At 36.5% G+C, this 19,213-nt stretch carries 16 protein-coding genes; 10 read left to right on the top strand and 6 right to left on the bottom strand.

Features of this window, described 5'->3' with window-relative positions; genetic code table 11:
• The first annotated feature begins 139 nt into the window (after positions 1–139).
• Together ahcY and R2Q16_RS01925 are read left to right on the top strand one after the other, a co-directional pair.
• Positions 140–1,456: an adenosylhomocysteinase gene (gene ahcY, locus R2Q16_RS01930; protein WP_316734841.1), complete on the top strand. Its 1,317-nt coding sequence runs from the start codon at positions 140–142 to the stop codon at positions 1,454–1,456.
• A gap of 315 nt (positions 1,457–1,771) precedes the next feature.
• Complete coding sequence (locus R2Q16_RS01925) at positions 1,772–2,098, top strand: DUF6370 family protein (protein ID WP_316734840.1); 327 nt, start codon at positions 1,772–1,774, stop codon at positions 2,096–2,098.
• Between the two features lie 163 nt (positions 2,099–2,261).
• Here R2Q16_RS01925 and R2Q16_RS01920 read toward each other — a convergent pair whose 3' ends face one another.
• The 3 genes from R2Q16_RS01920 to R2Q16_RS01910 form a co-directional block, all read right to left on the bottom strand.
• Entirely contained in the window at positions 2,262–3,242 is a 981-nt protein-coding gene (locus tag R2Q16_RS01920) for a polysaccharide deacetylase (RefSeq protein ID WP_316734839.1), read from the bottom strand.
• A 175-nt stretch (positions 3,243–3,417) separates the two neighbouring features.
• On the bottom strand, positions 3,418–3,798 hold the full coding sequence (locus tag R2Q16_RS01915; protein ID WP_316734838.1) for a GtrA family protein: 381 nt from the start codon (positions 3,796–3,798) through the stop codon (positions 3,418–3,420).
• A gap of 1 nt (position 3,799) precedes the next feature.
• Positions 3,800–5,440, bottom strand: a complete 1,641-nt coding sequence (locus tag R2Q16_RS01910) for an ArnT family glycosyltransferase (protein WP_316734837.1) — start codon at positions 5,438–5,440, stop codon at positions 3,800–3,802.
• A gap of 84 nt (positions 5,441–5,524) precedes the next feature.
• Here R2Q16_RS01910 and R2Q16_RS01905 point away from each other — a divergent pair, with 84 nt between their 5' ends.
• The 3 genes from R2Q16_RS01905 (at position 5,525) to R2Q16_RS01895 (ending at position 7,950) form a co-directional block, all read left to right on the top strand.
• The gene (locus R2Q16_RS01905) at positions 5,525–6,241 is read left to right on the top strand and encodes a pyridoxine 5'-phosphate synthase (protein ID WP_316734836.1); all 717 of its coding nucleotides are present in this window, start codon (positions 5,525–5,527) and stop codon (positions 6,239–6,241) included.
• 97 nt (positions 6,242–6,338) lie between these two features.
• Positions 6,339–7,235 (top strand): DMT family transporter, encoded by an 897-nt coding sequence (locus R2Q16_RS01900; RefSeq protein ID WP_316734835.1) that lies wholly within the window; start codon positions 6,339–6,341, stop codon positions 7,233–7,235.
• Positions 7,236–7,386: 151 nt separating this feature from the next.
• Positions 7,387–7,950, top strand: coding sequence for a hypothetical protein (locus R2Q16_RS01895; RefSeq protein WP_316734834.1), 564 nt, complete (start codon positions 7,387–7,389; stop codon positions 7,948–7,950).
• Positions 7,951–7,955: 5 nt separating this feature from the next.
• On the opposite strand, the gene R2Q16_RS01890 is transcribed toward R2Q16_RS01895, so the two are convergent.
• On the bottom strand, positions 7,956–8,804 hold the full coding sequence (locus R2Q16_RS01890; RefSeq protein WP_316734833.1) for a hypothetical protein: 849 nt from the start codon (positions 8,802–8,804) through the stop codon (positions 7,956–7,958).
• A gap of 727 nt (positions 8,805–9,531) precedes the next feature.
• Between R2Q16_RS01890 and gcvP the strand changes: the two genes are divergently transcribed.
• Both gcvP and R2Q16_RS01880 read left to right on the top strand, forming a co-directional pair.
• Positions 9,532–12,408, top strand: a complete 2,877-nt coding sequence (gene gcvP, locus R2Q16_RS01885) for an aminomethyl-transferring glycine dehydrogenase (RefSeq protein ID WP_316734832.1) — start codon at positions 9,532–9,534, stop codon at positions 12,406–12,408.
• 436 nt (positions 12,409–12,844) lie between these two features.
• Positions 12,845–13,492, top strand: coding sequence for a hypothetical protein (locus tag R2Q16_RS01880; RefSeq protein ID WP_316734831.1), 648 nt, complete (start codon positions 12,845–12,847; stop codon positions 13,490–13,492).
• A 200-nt stretch (positions 13,493–13,692) separates the two neighbouring features.
• Here R2Q16_RS01880 and R2Q16_RS01875 read toward each other — a convergent pair whose 3' ends face one another.
• A complete protein-coding gene (locus tag R2Q16_RS01875; RefSeq protein WP_316734830.1) occupies positions 13,693–14,052 on the bottom strand; it encodes a glyoxalase in 360 nt (119 codons plus the stop codon).
• A gap of 566 nt (positions 14,053–14,618) precedes the next feature.
• Between R2Q16_RS01875 and R2Q16_RS01870 the strand changes: the two genes are divergently transcribed.
• Entirely contained in the window at positions 14,619–15,191 is a 573-nt protein-coding gene (locus R2Q16_RS01870) for a YceI family protein (RefSeq protein ID WP_316734829.1), read from the top strand.
• 575 nt (positions 15,192–15,766) lie between these two features.
• Here the strand turns inward: R2Q16_RS01870 and R2Q16_RS01865 are convergent.
• Complete coding sequence (locus R2Q16_RS01865; protein WP_316734828.1) at positions 15,767–16,531, bottom strand: MBL fold metallo-hydrolase; 765 nt, start codon at positions 16,529–16,531, stop codon at positions 15,767–15,769.
• Positions 16,532–16,654: 123 nt separating this feature from the next.
• On the opposite strand from R2Q16_RS01865, the gene recJ reads away from it, so the two are divergent.
• Together recJ and lptB are read left to right on the top strand one after the other, a co-directional pair.
• Positions 16,655–18,358, top strand: a complete 1,704-nt coding sequence (recJ, locus tag R2Q16_RS01860; RefSeq protein WP_316734827.1) for a single-stranded-DNA-specific exonuclease RecJ — start codon at positions 16,655–16,657, stop codon at positions 18,356–18,358.
• A gap of 106 nt (positions 18,359–18,464) precedes the next feature.
• On the top strand, positions 18,465–19,205 hold the full coding sequence (lptB, locus tag R2Q16_RS01855; protein WP_316734826.1) for an LPS export ABC transporter ATP-binding protein: 741 nt from the start codon (positions 18,465–18,467) through the stop codon (positions 19,203–19,205).
• Positions 19,206–19,213 lie beyond the last annotated feature (8 nt).

The following is a 19,213-nucleotide window of genomic DNA, read 5'->3' as shown; positions in this document are numbered from 1 at the left end:
TCTTTTTTTTGCCCTTCATGTAGTATCATTTTTTATAACAATTAGCTACTTTACAATTATATAACTTTCTAAAAATGTATTTATTTGGCTTTCACAAAGCTATGCCGTAAATTTGCATCACATTTAAAAACAATAAATTATGTCATCAGTAGAGACAACATACCTTCCTTACAAAGTTAAGGACATTTCACTGGCAGAATGGGGCCGTAAAGAAATTGAATTAGCCGAAGCAGAAATGCCAGGTTTAATGAGTTTACGTAAAGAATTCGGTCCAACACAACCGTTAAAAGGTGCTCGTATTGCAGGTTGTCTGCATATGACTATCCAAACGGCTGTATTAATCGAAACTTTAGTGGCTTTAGGTGCAGAAGTTACCTGGTCATCATGTAACATTTTCTCCACTCAAGATCATGCTGCTGCTGCAATTGCTGCTGCTGGTATTCAGGTTTATGCTTGGAAAGGCTTAAACGAAGAGGAATTTGACTGGTGCATCGAGCAAACTTTACACTTTGGTCCGGAGCAACAACCATTAAACATGATTTTAGATGATGGTGGCGATTTAACCAACATGGTATTCGATAAATACCCTGAATTAATTGCTGCAATTAAAGGTTTATCAGAAGAAACAACTACTGGTGTACACCGTTTATACGAGCGTATGAAAAACGGAACATTGCACTTACCTGCAATTAACGTTAACGATTCTGTAACAAAATCTAAATTTGATAACAAATACGGATGTCGCGAATCATTAGTTGATGCGATTCGTCGTGCAACTGACGTAATGATGGCTGGTAAAGTTGCTGTTGTTTGCGGTTATGGCGATGTGGGTAAAGGTTCTGCAGAATCTTTAAGCTCACAAGGTGTACGTGTAATTGTTACTGAAATTGACCCAATTTGTGCTTTACAAGCTGCAATGGAAGGTTATGAAGTTAAAAAATTCGCTACTGCAGTTAAGGAAGCTGATATTATTGTAACTACAACTGGTAACCGCGATATCGTTCGTGGCGAGCATTTCTTAACCATGAAAGATAAAGCTATCGTTTGTAACATCGGTCACTTCGATAACGAAATCGATGTTGCCTGGTTAAACAGCAATTACGGTTCATCTAAGGTAGAAATCAAACCTCAGGTAGATAAATACACAATCGAAGGTAAAGACATCATTTTATTGGCCGAAGGTCGTTTGGTAAACTTAGGTTGCGCAACTGGTCACCCAAGTTTTGTAATGAGTAACTCATTTACTAACCAAACTTTAGCACAATTAGAGCTTTGGACTAACACAGATAAATACGAAAACAAAGTTTACGTTTTACCTAAGTATTTAGACGAGAAAGTTGCTCGTTTACACTTAGAAAAAATCGGTGTAGAATTAGACGTTTTAGACCAGCACCAAGCTGATTATATCGGCGTTCCGGTAGAAGGTCCGTTCAAATCAGACGAATATCGTTACTAATAACTTCTCGTCATTGCGAGGAACGAAGCAATCTCATTGATGAGATGCTAGAAAGGGATGTGCAAATTGCATGTCCCTTTGTTGTTTTGTAGTCTTTTGTCCTGAGCTTGTAGAAAGATAAAATCTTCCGTGCTTTTTGTGTTTCCGTGGCGAAAATTATTTTGAAAACGTACGTTTAGTAATTCTTCGGCAATTTCAGCCCTGCTGTACACTTTACTTCGTTGCACTCCGTGTTCGTTTCCATCAGGTTTATTTTACAAAGTTTTGAAGTTCTTTTGTACCCAAAAAACCTACATTTATAAAAAATAAACCACCATGAAAAATTTATTCTTTGCTTTGTTCGTTACAGCATTTGCGCTGAATACAAATGCCCAAACATCACCTAAAAAAGTAATCACTAAACAAACTGTAGAAATTGCTTGTGGCGAATGTCAGTTTAAAATGAAAGGTAAAGATTGTGATTTAGCTGTCCGAATTGATGGTAAAGCCTATTTTGTTGATGGAAAAAACATTGATGATTTCGGAGATGCACACGGAGAACATGGTTTTTGTAATGCAATCAACAAAGCTGAAGTTACCGGCGAAATCGTAAATAATCGCTTCAATGCAAAAGAAATAAAACTATTGCCAAATAAGAAGTAATTAACCGCAAAGGGCGCAGAGTTTTTCGCAAAGCAACACAAAGCTTATTTTTTAAGTATACGGTTATTATGCACTTACCCTACATTTTGTATAATGGCTCAAGCTGGTACTTTACTTAATTTTTCTTTGCGCCTCTCTCTGAGTTCTTTGCGGTAAATGGAAATTATTCAAACTCTTTTTCTAATCCCTGTCTTAAATCAAATAAAAGCCACTGTTTATTTTTAACATCAGCTTGTTTCGTCTTTAGCAGTTGGATAAAATCCTTTACTCCAATTTCTTCATTGCCATTGCCATGAATCAATACAATGCTCCCCGAATTGGCTTGTTGACCCTTCGCCAGCCAGGCATCACTTCCAATTGGTATTAATCCGTAAGCTTCAATTTTATCAGCAATATTTTTATCAGAAACCAAGCCCGGAAATCGAAAAAACACCGATGGTACTAAACCATTTTCAAGCATGAGCTTTTCGTTTTCCAAAACTTCAACATCCAAATTTGTACCTGCCGAAAGTAGAAAGTTCTCAGCCAAGGGTAGGCTGTTAACTTCGTGGTTATAGGAATGATTTATCCAGGTAATATCCAGTTCCTTCTTATCAACCAAAGTTTTAAGCCAATTTAAATCATCTACATGCTTTAGCATCCATTTGCCAGATACAGAAATTGCCAGTGGTGCAGGCTGCTCTATTTTTTTAAATTCATCAAAAACAGATTGAAATATTACCCTATCCAGCGGCTTGTGCGAAGGGCAAAGGTCAATCGTTAAAGTAATTCCCATTTCGTTTGGTATGGAGTGGTCTATTCCGGCATTTTGCAATTGGTTATCTTTTGATGCTGCTGATAATAAAGATTTGACATAGGGTGAGTTTTTGAAAATTGCCAGGACGTTCGAATACGCTATAGCACTCAACGAATAGTTACTCGCCAAATCAATTTTGGTGTTAAAGTTTTGTGGGTTAATTAAAAGCAAATACTTTTGGTTGTTGCTTACAAAACTTCTACTGGCAATTAATTTTTCATCATTATTACTTGCTATAGAAAAGCTCACTTTGTAACGTTTAATTGAATTGAACTTTTGCGCAAATAGGGTTGTTGAGCAAAAAAGAATTAGGAGGAATGATGATTGAAATACTTTAGATAAATTCATATTTCCTTATTTAAAATCTTTCTAATTTAGCCTAAATCCTTTATCTTTACCATCATCACCATGAATAAAGAGAAAGTAAAATTATGGTTTAAAAGAGTAGGACTAATCGGTTTCCTATTTTTCTTAATTAAAGGCTTGGTTTGGCTTGTGGTATTCTACTTTATTGGCAAAAACGTTACCTAAACGTGAAAAGCATATTCGCTAAAAAATTCCAAATAAATACTAAAACAATTGCAAAGAACTTAGCCAAGTAAAAGTTAATGCCGTTTCTACGTTGGTGAAAAAAGTAAATGATTACAGTATTTAAGCCCAACCCAAATAAGCTTACTGCTAAAAACTTAAAAAATTCTGCTCCCCAATGGGCATTTGTGCTTTGGAAAGTCCAGATTCTGTTAATTAAATAATTGTTAGTTACCGCTAGTGTAAATCCAATCGCGTTAGCAATGTATTTATTGATTTTTAACTTTTCCTTACACAACCAGGTTGCACCAAAATCAATCGCCATACCCAAAAGGCCAGTCAACCCAAATTTTACAATGCGGAAAATTAAATCCATACTAATTTACTTTAACCAAATAAAAGTGTTCTAAAACCTGGCTTCTTGTTTTTTTGTTTAAAAATTTGGGCGTCAATTTTGAAATATGAAAGTATTCAAAAGAATTCAATACTTTAACATTAAACTCCATTTTTAATTTTGGTAATTCTACTTCCGAAACATACAAAACTAAATCTTTTGTGTTTTTGTATTTATTCAAATCATCATAATTCCATAAATATTTCACCTCACCAGGCGCATAAAAATCGAAAGAAAAAGCATCAATATAATTTAAAACTGCAGGTTTAGCTGACGGATAATTTTTCTTTAACCATACACCGGCTTCGCTTCCAGATTGATATTTTAAAAGAGCGGGATAAAAAAATACAAATAGATATATCATTAATCCGATGGAAAGAAATACACTTCTGCCAACTATGGTTTCAACTTTAAATCCTTTGAAATATAAAAATGCCGCGATAAATATAGCGGCCAAAATGGCAATCGCTAATACATAATTATCGAAGCCATAGAAATATGCTAAAGCAGAAAGAAGAATTACAACTAAAACATAAATTACATTTTGAACAACTAAGAAGCTTTTTAATCCTTTGGTTTCAAGTTTCTGTAAATACAAAGCTGTTATAATGGCAAACTGCGGGAAAATAATCAATATATAATGTGGTAGTTGAAATTTCGACAATGAAAATATCAGAAATGTAACTGCTGCACTCGCCCAGATAATAATACTTTCTGGTGCTAAATTTTGTCTGTTCTTCTTTTTAAAAAGATTTACAATGCCAGCGTAAAACAATACCGACCAAGGCAAAAATGCCCAAAGCGTTGTATGTAAAAAGAAAGAAACATCACCTTTTCCTTTTATCGGTCCATTATTAAAAAAGCGCCCAAACTGGCTATCCCAAAAGAAAAATTTTAATCCGGATACGCCAGTTCTATCAAATACAACTTTCTCGGGATGTAAGTCAAACTGTGTGTAAAGTGAATAAAGCTCTGGAGTGATAAAAACAAAAATTAAAACAATTGCTATCCACCATTTTGGTTGCCATAACTGTTTGTATTGCTTTGTAAATAACCAGTAGATAATAAATCCCGCGAAAACTGGAATCAAAACAAAAATTCCTTTTATTAATATGGCGCAAGCCGCAAAAAACGAACCTGCAATAATTTGCCAGAACGAACCTTGATGTGCTTTGTAGTAATGGTAAATTGAAGCCAGGGTAAAAGTTGTAATGTAAATTTCTGCCCTAACATCAAAAGTTGAAGTTGCAATATGCAAAGCGCTGAGAAAAATTACAGCACTAATTAATCCTGTTTTTTTATTGTAGATATCTTTAGCCAGCTTGTACAAATACCAAGCACCAAGCAATCCGAATAAAAAATTAGGTAATTTATAAGCAAATGCAGAGATGCCAAAAAGTTTAAAAGATGCTGCTGCTATCCAGAAAGTTAAATGTGGTTTATCTAACCAATCTGCTCCACGTCCGTAAAGATTAAACCAATCCTGAAAAATGATGATGTTTTTCGACATTGATGCGTAAAGAGCGCCATCGGGTTCCATAACGCCACTAAATAGTGCAAAGCTGCTTACAATTACGAGTACCGCAATTAAAATTTTGTATAATGTTGTATCCTTTAAATTCATGACGATTTGAACAAATATGAGCAAAAAAAAGTCAAATTTATTTAAGGTTTAAGATAAACAAAGGCAAAGCATTATCTTTACAGCATGACAAAGTTATCGGTTAACATCAATAAAATTGCTACACTACGCAACAGCCGTGGAGGTAACAATCCTGATTTAGTTAAAGTTGCGTTAGATTGTGAGCGTTTCGGAGCGCAGGGAATTACCGTGCATCCACGGCCGGATGAACGCCATATTCGTTATCAGGATGTTTATGATTTGAAAGCCGTTATTGCAACAGAATTTAATATAGAAGGTAATTGCCGCGAAGATAAATTTGTCGATTTGGTTTTAGCCAACAAACCAGCTCAGGTAACTTTAGTGCCAGATGCAGAAGGTCAAATTACTTCAAACCATGGTTGGGACACTATAAAACATAAAGACTATTTGAAAGAAATGGTTGCTGTCTTTCAAAAGGAAGGCATTCGTGTTTCAATTTTTGTTGATCCAGTTGTAGAAATGGTTGAGGGTGCTGTAGAAACCGGAACAGATAGAATTGAATTATACACCGAAGCTTATGCCCACAACTACTTCGCTGATAGAGAAAAAGCAATTGTAAATTATATTGCTGCAGCTCATCAAGCCACTAAATTAGGTCTAGGTATTAATGCAGGGCATGATTTGGATTTGCACAATCTACATTATTTCGCTCAAAGCATTCCGGGTTTATTGGAGGTATCTATTGGCCATGCCTTAATTAGCGATGCGCTTTATTTAGGCTTAGAAACCACAATTCAAAAATATTTGCAACAATTGGTATAATAAACTGAAAATAATAAAGTCGTCATTGCGAGGCACGAAGCAATCTCATTTTAAAAGATTGCTTCGTGCCTCGCAATGACGTTATTGGTAAAATAACATGCTAAAAGGAATTCTCCTTGTCTTTTTTGGTGCCTGTAGTTTTGGCATCTTATCTACTTTTGTAAAATTGGCGTACCACGAGGGTTATACCTTGGGCGATGTAACTGGTGCTCAGGCTTTTTTTGGTGCGGTGATTTTATGGGTTTTGTTCTTCTTTCAGAGCCGAACATCAACATATAAAGCTAAAGAAATAGAACTTAAAACCCCTTGGTGGAAAATGGTTTTGGCAGGAACTTGTACTGGCCTAGTGAGTGTTTTTTACTACCAATGTGTAAAACTTGTCCCAAACTCGGTTGCGATAATTTTATTGATGCAATTTATCTGGATGAGTATTCTACTCGAACTTCTCATTTTCAAAAAGAAGCCTACCGGATTACAGTTTTTAGCGATTCTATTGGTTTTGGGCGGAACGGTTTTGGCAAGTGGAATGGTAGAAACCAGCATCGGAAATTTAAATCTTACTGGAATTGGCTTTGGTTTATTGGCGGCAATTTCTTACGCAGGTTTCCTATTATTGAGTGGAAGAATCGGAAACGAATACCCGCCACTTAGGAAAAGTGCGTTGATGATTACGGGCGCTTGCATTTTAATATTCATACTATTCCCACCTGTGTTTTTAATTAACGGAGCACTAAATGGAAGCTTATTGAAATGGGGATTAATTATTTCGATTTTCGGAACCGTTATTCCCCCTTTATTTTATGCTGAAGGTGTACCAAGAATTGGTACGGCATTAAGCTCTATTTTAAGCGCAGCAGAATTGCCCGTTGCCGTAATGATGGCCGGTTTTGTATTGCAAGAACAAGTTTCGTTTTTACGATGGATAGGTGTTGTCGTGATTTTATCGGCGATGGTTTTACCAAATTTGAGTTATTTGAGAAAGAAAAAAGAATAGACAGTTTAATCGAACCGCGTCATTGCGAGGCACGAAGCAATCTTATCGTAAAAGAGATTGCTTCGTGCCTCGCAATGACGGACAAGTGAATGCGCAATAATCTTTGCGGTTACCTCAAAAATAAATACCTTTAAAAAGCAAATTCAGAAACATGAAAAAACATATCCTTTATATTTTATCTTTTCTTATTATAGGCTTCGCCGGATGCAAAACCAAAACTACTATTAACCAGGAAGAAGCAGGAGCGGTGATAACCGACTATTTAACAGCCAATCCAGAATATAAAACCACTCGATTCAATTTTGGCGAGATTAAATTCAGCAGCAAAAGCGATAAAGAAGATTTAGTGAAATATAAAACTTTAGAATCGGCAGGCATGGTTACACTTAGTTTAAAAGAAGCCAACAAGAAGTTTCTTTCAAAAGATAGCAGCTTTGTTTACCAAATTTCTTTAACAGAGAAAGCAAGTCCGTTGGTGCTTAAACAAGATGAAGATAAAGCTACTGTTAAAGTTGTTGAATATGTGCTTTCTGATGAAAAGCCAGTTGATTTTTCTCAGGTAAATTCGAGTACGGCAAAGGTTACGGTTTCGCTTAAAAAAGTAAATACAGATTTTGCACCATTTGATAAAAATGCAAGTGAAAATAGCAGTTTTATAACCAAAACTTATAAGCTTAAGTTAAGTAAGGATGAGGGTTGGAAAGTGCAAAAATAAGGTTCTTATTTCTTCCTGCTTAAAAACCAGGTTTTAAACTTTTTAAACAAATCTACTTTCTTAGGTTTAGGTTTACCGTCATGTGTTAAGTCATTGTCGTAATGGTTTTGCAACTCAACGGCATAGCTTTGTTCTTCTTTACTTCCAGATTTTAATTCATTTATAAATTGAACGGCATTGAAGTTTAATGTGCTGTTAAAAGAAACGGCATAATACTCACTTCTTTTTACATCGTCCTTATTTACATTGATGGCGTTTGCGCCGTTTTCGGCAAAATAATCTATATGATGAATAAGTGGATTGAGTTTTTTTAACCGTTTAGTCCCTTTTCTTTCATTTCTCCATGGATGTTCTTTTTTGTAGAGTTGAGCCAATAGAAAATCTTTCTTCCAAAGTGTTATTTGGTGCGACATTAAAAAGTTCGATGCTTTATTGTCAACCTCTGCAATATTAAAACCCTCAATAAAATCTTCAGTTTCTCTTGTTTTGTAAACATCAGAGCTGTGGAGTTTAACTTGCTGCCAATTATTAGCAGATGCAATTTGAAATAATTCGGTAAAGAAGCTGGCACTTAATGGTTTGCTTAGCCACATATCTTCTTGAAAATACAGCACATATTCTTCATCAATACTTCTTAACAATGTGGCTAGTCTATCTGCCCATTCGCCTTTACCAGATTTTATATTCGTAAAGCCTTTAATTGTCACATCTTTCACTTCTGTTGCAAAATAATAGCTGCAGGGAATTTCAAAATTCCAGTTTTTGGAAAATGTGTAATCAAAGCCTTTATATAAAAATTCATAACGGTCGCAGGCATGAACTAAAAGCGCAACATTATTTTTTGAGTGTGGCATGTAAGTTTAAAAGATTAACGTGAGTTATGGGTGTAAAAAATCGTTTGTGGTATTAAAACTGTATTCTCGTATTAATTAAGCATGTTTTATGTCCTGGCCGGACGGGCTCTTTTCTTTTTGACGTCAAAAAGAAACAAAAAACGCCGGCTGAAAATTTTTGTTTTAAAGTTAGTGAGTTGGCTATGACTGTGCTTCCCCAAAAATTTGTTAGGCCGGTAATGGGTAGAACGAAGATTTTATGCTTTGGCTTAGCCAAACGTTCATGTTTATTAATAAAATTAACACCCATAATTCATGTTGGATTAATGTTTCAAAGATATAAAACTTTGGAGGGGTTTAAACTGGCATTTTAGCACAGGTTTAATTTCCTAAACCCGACAGTAGCGAAAATACTTTTAAAAAGCAATTACTCGGAATATGCTGTCCTGCTGAGGTGCGATGCATCTGCGACCTATGAAAGAGATGCTTCGTACCTCAGCAGGACAGAAGATGTTTTAAAAGATTGTAGCGAATGGCGGGAACAAACTTTAATTTTAGCAAAAGCATTGCTTTCCAAATAATCACTTATCTGCATAAAATGATGCAAAGGTTTATCCTTATAGCTAGTTGCAAAATCTACTATTTTAGTCGCTTTTAAACGTAAATAAGACACCTTTTTTACACTGAGATATAGCAAAATAGACCATCGTTTTTGCTACATTTGCACGCAAATTATTATTCATACCGCATGAGCTTAAATATCCATTACAAGGAAGATTTTCAAAACCGTCATATTGCGCCAAATGAGGCAGATACAGCAGAGATGTTGCAAGCTGTTGGCGTTAATTCTATTGATGAGTTGATTGAGCAAACCGTACCGACAGCAATTAGGTTAAAGCAACCTTTAAATTTGCCGGCTGCGAAATCAGAAACTGAATATCTTGGCGCTTTAAAACAAACTTCGTTGTTAAATAAAGTTTTCAAAAGTTTTATCGGTCAGGGTTATTATGATACCATTACGCCAGGTGTTATTTTACGTAACGTTTTTGAAAACCCGGGATGGTACACACAATATACACCTTACCAGGCAGAAATTGCGCAAGGCCGTTTGCAGGCTTTGTTAAATTTCCAAACGATGGTTATCGATTTAACCGGAATGGAAATTGCCAATGCATCTCTTTTGGATGAAGGTACAGCTGCGGCTGAAGCTATGTTTATGCAATATAGTACACGTAAAAATCAGGCGGCGAAAAAATATTTTGTGTCGGAATTGGTTTTTGCACAAACGATAGATATTTTAAAAACCCGTGCAAATCCTTACGGTATTGAATTGGTTATTGGCAATCATTTAGATTTCGTTGCAACTGAAGATTTCTTCGGCGCAATTGTTCAATATCCGGCAGGTAATGGTGAGGTTTTCGATTACAAAAACTTTGCTTCTGAGCTGCACAATCAAAATATTAAATTAACGGTTGCAGCTGATATTTTAAGCTTAACCTTATTAACGCCTCCAGGCGAATGGGGTGCAGATATTGTAGTGGGTACTACACAACGTTTCGGTATTCCGATGGGTTTTGGTGGGCCACATGCAGCTTTTTTTGCAACTAAGGATGAATATAAACGTTCAATCCCAGGGCGTATTATTGGCGTAACCATCGATAGCCATGGCGATTACGCTTTACGTATGGCTTTGCAAACCCGCGAGCAACACATCCGTAGAGATAAGGCGACTTCGAACATTTGTACAGCGCAAGCATTATTGGCTATTATGGCTGGTTTTTATGCTGCATATCACGGTCCGAAAGGCTTAAAAGCAATTGCAGAACGTACACACGGTTTGGCAATAAGCCTAGCTTCTACCTTAAAAAGCTTAGGTTATGAGCAATTAAATTCAGCTTATTTTGATACCATTCGTTTTGATTTAGGCGATTTAAAAGGTGGAATCCACTCTGGTTGTTTAGATAACGAAATCAACTTGAATTACGTTGGTAACGTTGCAACCATTTCAATTGATGAAACTACAACTTTTGAAGATGTTGCTTTAATTGCTAAAATCTTTGCTAAAGTTAAAGCCATAGCTGCCGACCAGGTAGAAGTTGCAGAAAATGTTCAAACCGTTATTCCATCAGCCTTACAACGTACATCTGAATATTTAACACACCCAATTTTTAACTCGCACCATTCAGAGCATGAGATGTTGCGTTATATTAAATCGTTAGAAGCAAAAGATTTATCGCTTTGCCACTCGATGATTGCTTTGGGAAGTTGTACCATGAAATTAAACGCTACGGCAGAAATGATTCCGGTTACCTGGTCTCACTTCGGTCGTGTACACCCATTTGCTCCGGCCGACCAGGTTTTAGGCTACTATTCAGTTTTTAACGAATTGGATAAATGGTTAAGTGAAATCACCGGCTTTGCAGCCATGAGTTTACAGCCAAATGCCGGTGCGCAAGGCGAATATGCTGGTTTAATGGTTATCCGTGCTTATCACCAGGATAGAGGCGATTTCCACCGTAACGTAGCTTTAATTCCTGCTTCTGCGCACGGTACAAACCCTGCTTCTGCGGCAATGGCCGATATGAAAATTGTTGTGGTTAAATCTTTAGAAAATGGTAACATCGATGTTGAAGATTTAAAAGCAAAAGCAGAATTACATAAAGATAACTTGTCATGTTTGATGGTTACATACCCATCAACGCATGGTGTTTTCGAAGAGAGCATCATCGAAATTTGTGAAACTATTCACGCTAATGGCGGACAAGTTTACATGGATGGTGCAAACATGAATGCTCAGGTTGGTTTAACAAGCCCGGCTAATATCGGTGCCGATGTTTGCCACTTAAACTTGCACAAAACTTTCTGTATCCCTCACGGTGGTGGTGGTCCTGGTATGGGTCCGATTGGTGTTGCAAAACACTTGGTTCCTTATCTTCCTGGTCACGCTGTGGTTGATATCGACAAAGGAAAATCAATTTCTGCGGTTTCTTCTGCACCTTGGGGTTCGGCTTCAATTTTGATTATTTCTCATGCTTATATTGCTATGATGGGTGCTGATGGTTTAACCAACGCAACCAAATACGCGATTTTAAACGCGAATTATATGAAAGCTCGTTTAGAGCAACACTATCCGGTGCTTTATTCAGGCGCTCAGGGTCGTTGTGCACACGAGATGATTTTAGATTGCCGTTCATTCAAAGCTTTCGGGATTGAAGTAACTGATATTGCAAAACGTTTAATGGATTATGGTTTCCACGCACCAACGGTTTCGTTCCCGGTTGCGGGTACTTTAATGGTTGAGCCTACAGAATCTGAACCTAAACACGAATTAGACCGTTTCTGTGATGCATTAATCGCCATTAAAAACGAAATTACCGAGGTAGAAAACGGAACTTTAGATAAAGCTGATAACCCTTTAAAAAATGCACCACATACAGTTTCAGTAATTACTGCGAACGAATGGGCGCATAGCTACAGCCGTCAAACTGCTGCATTCCCGCTTCCATATGTGTTAGAACGTAAATTTTGGCCATCAGTTGGTCGTGTTAACGATAGCCATGGCGATAGGTCGTTAATTTGTGCTTGTCCACCGGTAGAGAGTTATTTAGAAGAAATAGTGCCTTAAGGATGTAAGATGGAAAGGGTGTGATGGAATATGGTTTTTCCTTTCTATCGCCAAGCCCAACACCAATCCGTAATTGCGAGAAGGCTTTTTCAGCCGACGAAGCAATATGATTATATAAAATTATCTGCAAGTTTTTGAATTCATTTTCAAAAAACTTGCAGATTTTTTTTTCTCGTCATTTCGAGTGCAGCCGAGAAATCTTTGTAATCAGAAAGCGATTTTCAAAGATTTCTCCATTTCACTGCGTTTCAGTCGAAATGACGATTTTAATGCATTGGTTTATGTCCTCGCAAACCAATCATCTGCAAGCCTTATGAATTCATTTTCATAAAGCTTGCAGATTTTTTATTTATACCAATTCGTTCGCTCAAGAAAACAGCATATTCCCATTGGTATTCAGTTTGCAATAGCTATGGTGTAAACCAAATATTGAATAATGAAAAAACTGATTTTTGTGTTGGTGTTGATGATAAGCTTTTACGCTTCGAATGCCCAATACGTTGAGCCAGAAAAGGCGGAAAAGGAAGCTATTAAAAGAAAAGCTACCGAAATTATAACTTATTCATCTGTTAAATTCGATTCTGTGCAAACTAGAGCCGCATTAGCCGAGGGAACTAATACTATAGTTGGGGTAGCTTTTACCCGTCCTAGAAGTACTTATGGTGCAAATAATCCCCCAAGAAAAATTTTTGCTGCAAAGGTAACTATCCGTCTATTCCCTGTAACAGCATATTTTGAAGATTATTATAGGCTTTGGAAAGATAAGAATCTAAACAACCCTAAAAAGAATAAATATGTTTTTTTGGTCGATAGGGCTGCGAGGATGCGTTTAGAGGCTATAACCAATTCAGATGGTGAATTTACCTTTCCGAAAATGAAACCAGGAAAATATTATCTGTGGACAAGTTTAGACTATTCGCTTACCTATAAAGGAAAGGAGTATGCGGGCAGTAGCAACACCGCGTATGGGAATATCGATTATTACAAACAAACCACGTATGACAGAGGATATTCCGATTTTTTAGAAGCTTTTGTTGAGGTAAAAGCTGATGAGCAGACCGTTAAAGTTAATCTCAGAAATTGATATTTTAATACATTGGCTGTGTCCCTCGAAAACCAATTATCTGCGAGTTTTATGAATTCATTTTCATAAAGCTTGCAGATTTTTTTTGCTCTTCATTTCGAGCAAAGCCGAAAAATCTTTATAATGAAAACCTATGGCAAAAGATTTCTCCATTTCGCTGCGCTACAGTCGAAAAGACGATTGTAATAGAAAAAATATTTTTACCTAAAAATTCCAAAATGCCATAAATTTCCTGCCGGGTCATGTAGAAAGCATTCGCTTCCCCAATCTTCGTGTTTAATTGTTGATAGTTTAACCTTATATTTTGCAGGTAAATCTAAAGCTAATAATTCACCGTGGAAACGATTTAAATCATCAACTTCCATAAAAATCATGGTGTTTTCTATCCAGTCTTTAACGTAGGCATTTTGCAAATAAAAAGCCATGTTGCCGCTTTTAAAAACCGACATTTGGTCGCCTAAACTAACTTCTTCAAAACCTAAATCTCGGTAGAAGTTTCTCGATATTTCGAAATCTTTAGCACCGATGAACGGACGGATTGATTTTGCGTTGTGGTTCATTGTTAATTGAATTTGAAGGCACTAATATACTGAAATACCAGCTAGGCGGTGTAGCAAATTAAATTAGAGCATTCCGTCATTTCGACCGTAGTGGAGAAATCTTTTAAATAAGTCTAGACTCTGGTAGAGCTAATACAAGATCTGAGGGTAGTAAGAAGACTTAAAAACATTTGTCCTTCGACTACGCTCAGGATGAAAACGTTTAAGGGACAAAACTTAGTAATTTAAACCTGATAGAAATGGAAATCCTTTTAAAATTGCAGTAACCTTGAATCTACTGTCATGCTGAGGCACGAAGCATCTGTGTCATCGGAGGCAGATGCTTCGTGCCTCAACTGACAGAAGTTTTTAAAAGATTGTAATGGATAGCAGGGCTTTAGTTCCCGAAGAACCAGTAGAATGTTTTTCCAAATCATTTTAAAATTCATTCGATTAAACCTCAACAATATTTTTAAGTCAATAGAATGATTTTAAATAATTCCGATTAATTTTGAAAACTTAACATACATCAATAATAATCGGTTTAAGTTAAGTCTATATTTGTATCAAATTTTAAAAACCAGAAAATGAAATTAAAAATCTCTTCAATCTTTTTATTAGTTGCAGTTGTTGCATTGTCAGCTTTTACAACTATCAAACCAGTAACTTACACTGTAGATGCAGCAAAATCGACCATTACTTGGGTTGGTAAAAAAGTTACAGGTTCTCACAACGGAACTATCGCTTTACAATCAGGAACGTTAAACGTTGATGGTAAAAAAGTAACTGGTGGTACTTTTACTATCGATATGAACTCGATTAAAGATGCTGATGGTAGTGCTAAATTAGAAGGTCACTTAAAAGCTGATGATTTCTTCGGAACAGCTAAATTCCCTACAGCTACTTTCGTAATTACTAAAGTTGCTGGTACAACTGTAACAGGTAACTTAACCATTAAAGGTATTACTAAACCATTAAGTTTCCCTGCAACTGTAACTGTAAATGCTGATGGTACTGTATCTGCTTTAGCTGGTAAAATTGTAGTTGATAGAACTAAATATGACATTAAATATGGTTCGAAATCATTCTTCGATAGCATTGGCGACAAAGCAATTAACGATGAGTTTGAATTAGCCGTTAAATTGGTAGCTAAAAAATAATTTCCATGTCTCGGAAAAAATTAAAGGCGCTCTATTAGAGCGCTTTTTTTGTGTCGTCATTGCGAGGTACGAAGCAATCTTATTACGCAAAAGACTTGAGACATAATTCTTAAAGATTTTGGAAAGCAGTTTTTTTGAGACTATTAAAGTCTGTTCCCGCCATTCGCTATAATCTTTTGTAAACTTCTGCCATGCTGAGGCACGAAGCATCTTTTTCATCGGTTGCAGATGCTTCGTGCCTCAGCATGACAAATTATTAATGTAGCAGCAATCAAAAGTATTTTCGCTGCTGTCGGGTTTAAAAACCAATAACACTGCAAGAAACAAAGATTGCAAATTGCAAAGTTGGTTAAAGCCTTGCTCGCTTTATTTATTTATTTTCCGTCAGTTGAAACTGACGGCAATGAACTCACAAGCTATTCTATCTAGGTTTAGTCTTTGAGCATTATCTTTTCGCTTTGCATTTCATTGCCGTTGGCTTCAGCCAACGGATAAAGGCAACAAATTTATGGACAATTACATTTCAATTTAAACCGTGAGCCTTGAACTTTTTACTTTTCACTTTCAACTTTTCACTACCTTATCTTAAACCCACCCTCAACCTCATCAATAAATCCGGTAGCCTGTTCTTTGCTGTGGTAAAACAAACATTCCCAGTTTTCGGCTGCGGCTCTTTTCCCAAACTCTTTGCGTAATTCCATCGCCTTGCGACCATCGAAATCGTATTTAGCAATAAAGTTCTTAATTAATTCGCCCGGTTCGGGCAAAACATCGCCCCCAAAAAAAACTTTTTGGTTACCCTCTGTTAATAAGAAAACCTGGTGATTAGGACAATGCGCTCCGGTAAATTCAAAGGCAATGGTTTCATCCAAATTGCCGTCGCCCTCAATAAATTTCAGTTGTGCATTGCGTTGTAAAAACTCAAAAATATCGGTATGATAAGATGTAGAGGTGCTGCTAAAAGCCGTTTCCCACTCGCCACGGTTAATGATATACTCTGCATCGGGAAAACTTACTTCAGTTTTATCACCAATTTTGTGAATCATACCGCCAGAGTGGTCGTAATGTAAGTGCGACATTAAAACCTTAGTTACATCCGTTGGGTCGAAACCTGCATTGCGAATGTTTTTATGCAAAATTAATTCGCCATGATCATCACTAAAACCTAAACCAGTATCAAACAAAATCAAATCATTTTTCAGCTCAACCAAAAAAGGTTGAACGTTTATAAACAACGATGCCGGTCTATCTTTAAAACTATGAATAGCCGAATCGAACGGAATAAATTTTTTTGTCGCATCTACAGAATAGGTGCCTTCAAATAGGGTGTGAACTTGCAAAATGTATTTTTTTAATTGTAGTCCAAAGTTAAGAATCTATTTCCTCAATCTTTTAACCTACATGTTTAAGTTATGCAACGATATTCAATTAAAATGTATATTTACTGTTCGGAAATAGAATAAATGGAAAAAAGATGGGTAAAAGCATCAGATTGTAATGATGATACGATAAATAAAATTGCTGAAGAATTAAATATAGACCGCTCGTTGGCGCAAATTTTAGTTCAAAGAAATATCTGCAATTTTGATGAAGCAAAGGATTTTTTTAGACCAAATTTAGAACACCTCCACAATCCTTTTTTAATGAAGGATATGGATGTTGCCGTGGCCAGGATAGAGGTTGCGATTGATAATAACGAAAAAATTCTGATTTATGGCGATTATGATGTTGATGGAACAACCTCGGTTGCGCTTGCTTATAGTTTCTTCTCTCAACTCACATCCAATATCGAATATTACATACCTGACAGATATTTAGAGGGCTACGGCATTTCTACCGCCGGAATAAATTATGCAAGCGAAAACGATTTTACATTAATTATTGCGCTGGATTGTGGGATAAAATCCATAGATAAAATTGATTATGCCAATACTTTAGGTATCGATTTTATTATCTGCGATCACCACCTCCCGGGAGATGAATTACCAAAAGCTTTAGCCGTTTTAGACCCAAAAAGAAACGATTGCGAATATCCTTTTAAAGAACTTGCAGGCTGCGGAATTGGTTTCAAGCTTGCTCAGGCTTACGCACAACAATACGAATTACCGCAAGAAACTTATTTGCAATACCTCGATTTAGTGATGGTAAGCATCGCTGCCGATATTGTTCCTGTAGTGGGCGAAAATAGAGTTTTGAGTTATCATGGTTTACAGAAATTAAACACCAATCCTTGCGAGGGTTTAAGAGCTTTGATGGAAGTTTCCGGTAAGACCGAAAATTATACCCTTACCGATGTTGTTTTTACGCTCGGTCCGCGGATTAATGCCGCCGGAAGAATAGACCACGCAAAACATGCGGTTGCCATGTTGCTTTGCCAGGCCGATGGAAATTCATTGGAGCAGAGTGAGCTCATCAACCTAAAAAATACCGAGCGCAAAACTTACGACCAGGATATTACCCGAGAAGCTTTAGCCTTAATTGGTGATAGTGAAGTTTTAATCAACAAAAAAACAACAGTTGTTTTTAATGAAAACTGGCATAAAGGTGTAATCGGCATCGTAGCCTCTCGCTTAACAGAAAAATATTATCGCCCAACAATTGTGCTTACAAAATCAAACGGGCACGTTGCAGGCTCTTGTCGCTCGGTTGTTGGTTTTGATTTATATGAAGCTCTAAGCGGCTGTGCCGATTTGTTAGACCAATACGGCGGGCATAAATTTGCAGCAGGCTTAACCATGAAAGAAAGTAATGTTGATGCCTTTGCAGATAAATTTGAGGAAATCGTTTCAGCCAGTATAACTGAAGAATTGCTTACACCAATGATAAGAATTGACGCCGAAATTGAACTGGCTCAAATTGATGGAAAGTTTTATCGCGTTTTGGCACAAATGGGTCCATTCGGACCGGAAAACATGTCGCCAATTTTTGTAAGCCATAATGTTTACCTGGCGCAGTATCCAACAGTTGTTGGTGCAAATCACCTAAAAGTTAGTATAAAGCAACAAAATTCGACTATTTTTGAAGGCATCGCCTTTGGCTTAGCAGAATTTGAAAAACTTTTACAACCAAAAGTTCCTTTTTCTGTTTGTTATACTTTGGAAGAAAACGTGTGGCGTGATAAAAAGCGTTTGCAACTGAATATTAAAGGTATTAAGGTTAAGGATTAAAGAACAAAGATTAAGAGGTAGAGGAGAAGAATAAACGAATGAAACATAACGTTTCTTCAGGCAATCTTTCATCCTTGCTTTTTATTCTTTTATCAAATAAATATAAATGAAATTAAGAGCCGAGCATCTGGTTAAAAAATATAAGCAACGCACCGTTGTAAATGACGTTTCCTTTGAAGTAAGTCAGGGTGAAATTGTTGGTCTTTTAGGTCCGAATGGAGCTGGAAAAACAACATCATTTTATATGATTGTTGGTTTAATTAAACCAAACGAAGGAAGAATTTTTTTGGAGGAAGAAGACATTACCGAAGATGCAATGTACCGCAGGGCGCAAAAAGGTATTGGTTATTTAGCTCAGGAAGCTTCGGTTTTTAGAAAACTTACCGTTGAAGAAAATATTTTGGCCATCTTAGAGATGAGTGATAAAACTAAAGCGGAACAAAAAGATAAGCTGGAAGAGTTAATTAACGAATTCAGTTTACATAAAGTGCGTAAAAATAGAGGCGATTTATTATCAGGAGGGGAACGTAGACGTACCGAAATTGCAAGGGCTTTAGCCGCCGACCCAAGCTTTATTTTATTGGATGAACCATTTGCCGGGGTAGACCCGATTGCGGTTGAGGAAATTCAATCTATTGTAGCAAAACTTAAGCATAAAAATATTGGTATTTTGATAACCGACCATAATGTTCAGGAAACGCTTTCAATAACAGATAGGGCATATTTGCTTTTCGAAGGAAAAATTTTAGAACAAGGGGTACCCGAAGTTTTAGCAGAAAATGAAATGGTTAGAAAAGTTTACCTTGGTTCTAACTTTGTTTTAAAACGTAAGAATTTTGATGTTTAATAAAACCT

Origin of the sequence: Pedobacter aquatilis, from assembly GCF_032678425.1 — a bacterium.
Taxonomy (GTDB): Bacteria; Bacteroidota; Bacteroidia; order Sphingobacteriales; family Sphingobacteriaceae; genus Pedobacter; species Pedobacter aquatilis_B.
Note: the sequence above shows the minus strand (reverse complement) of the source record. Positions and strands in the feature narration are given on the sequence as shown.

Coding starts and splice junctions, on each gene's coding strand:
- ahcY (WP_316734841.1), top strand. CDS start 140: ATGTCATCAGTAGAGACAACATACCTTCCTTACAAAGTTAAGGACATT.
- R2Q16_RS01925 (WP_316734840.1), top strand. CDS start 1,772: ATGAAAAATTTATTCTTTGCTTTGTTCGTTACAGCATTTGCGCTGAAT.
- R2Q16_RS01920 (WP_316734839.1), bottom strand. CDS start 3,242: ATGAATTTATCTAAAGTATTTCAATCATCATTCCTCCTAATTCTTTTT.
- R2Q16_RS01915 (WP_316734838.1), bottom strand. CDS start 3,798: ATGGATTTAATTTTCCGCATTGTAAAATTTGGGTTGACTGGCCTTTTG.
- R2Q16_RS01910 (WP_316734837.1), bottom strand. CDS start 5,440: ATGAATTTAAAGGATACAACATTATACAAAATTTTAATTGCGGTACTC.
- R2Q16_RS01905 (WP_316734836.1), top strand. CDS start 5,525: ATGACAAAGTTATCGGTTAACATCAATAAAATTGCTACACTACGCAAC.
- R2Q16_RS01900 (WP_316734835.1), top strand. CDS start 6,339: ATGCTAAAAGGAATTCTCCTTGTCTTTTTTGGTGCCTGTAGTTTTGGC.
- R2Q16_RS01895 (WP_316734834.1), top strand. CDS start 7,387: ATGAAAAAACATATCCTTTATATTTTATCTTTTCTTATTATAGGCTTC.
- R2Q16_RS01890 (WP_316734833.1), bottom strand. CDS start 8,804: ATGCCACACTCAAAAAATAATGTTGCGCTTTTAGTTCATGCCTGCGAC.
- gcvP (WP_316734832.1), top strand. CDS start 9,532: ATGAGCTTAAATATCCATTACAAGGAAGATTTTCAAAACCGTCATATT.
- R2Q16_RS01880 (WP_316734831.1), top strand. CDS start 12,845: ATGAAAAAACTGATTTTTGTGTTGGTGTTGATGATAAGCTTTTACGCT.
- R2Q16_RS01875 (WP_316734830.1), bottom strand. CDS start 14,052: ATGAACCACAACGCAAAATCAATCCGTCCGTTCATCGGTGCTAAAGAT.
- R2Q16_RS01870 (WP_316734829.1), top strand. CDS start 14,619: ATGAAATTAAAAATCTCTTCAATCTTTTTATTAGTTGCAGTTGTTGCA.
- recJ (WP_316734827.1), top strand. CDS start 16,655: ATGGAAAAAAGATGGGTAAAAGCATCAGATTGTAATGATGATACGATA.
- lptB (WP_316734826.1), top strand. CDS start 18,465: ATGAAATTAAGAGCCGAGCATCTGGTTAAAAAATATAAGCAACGCACC.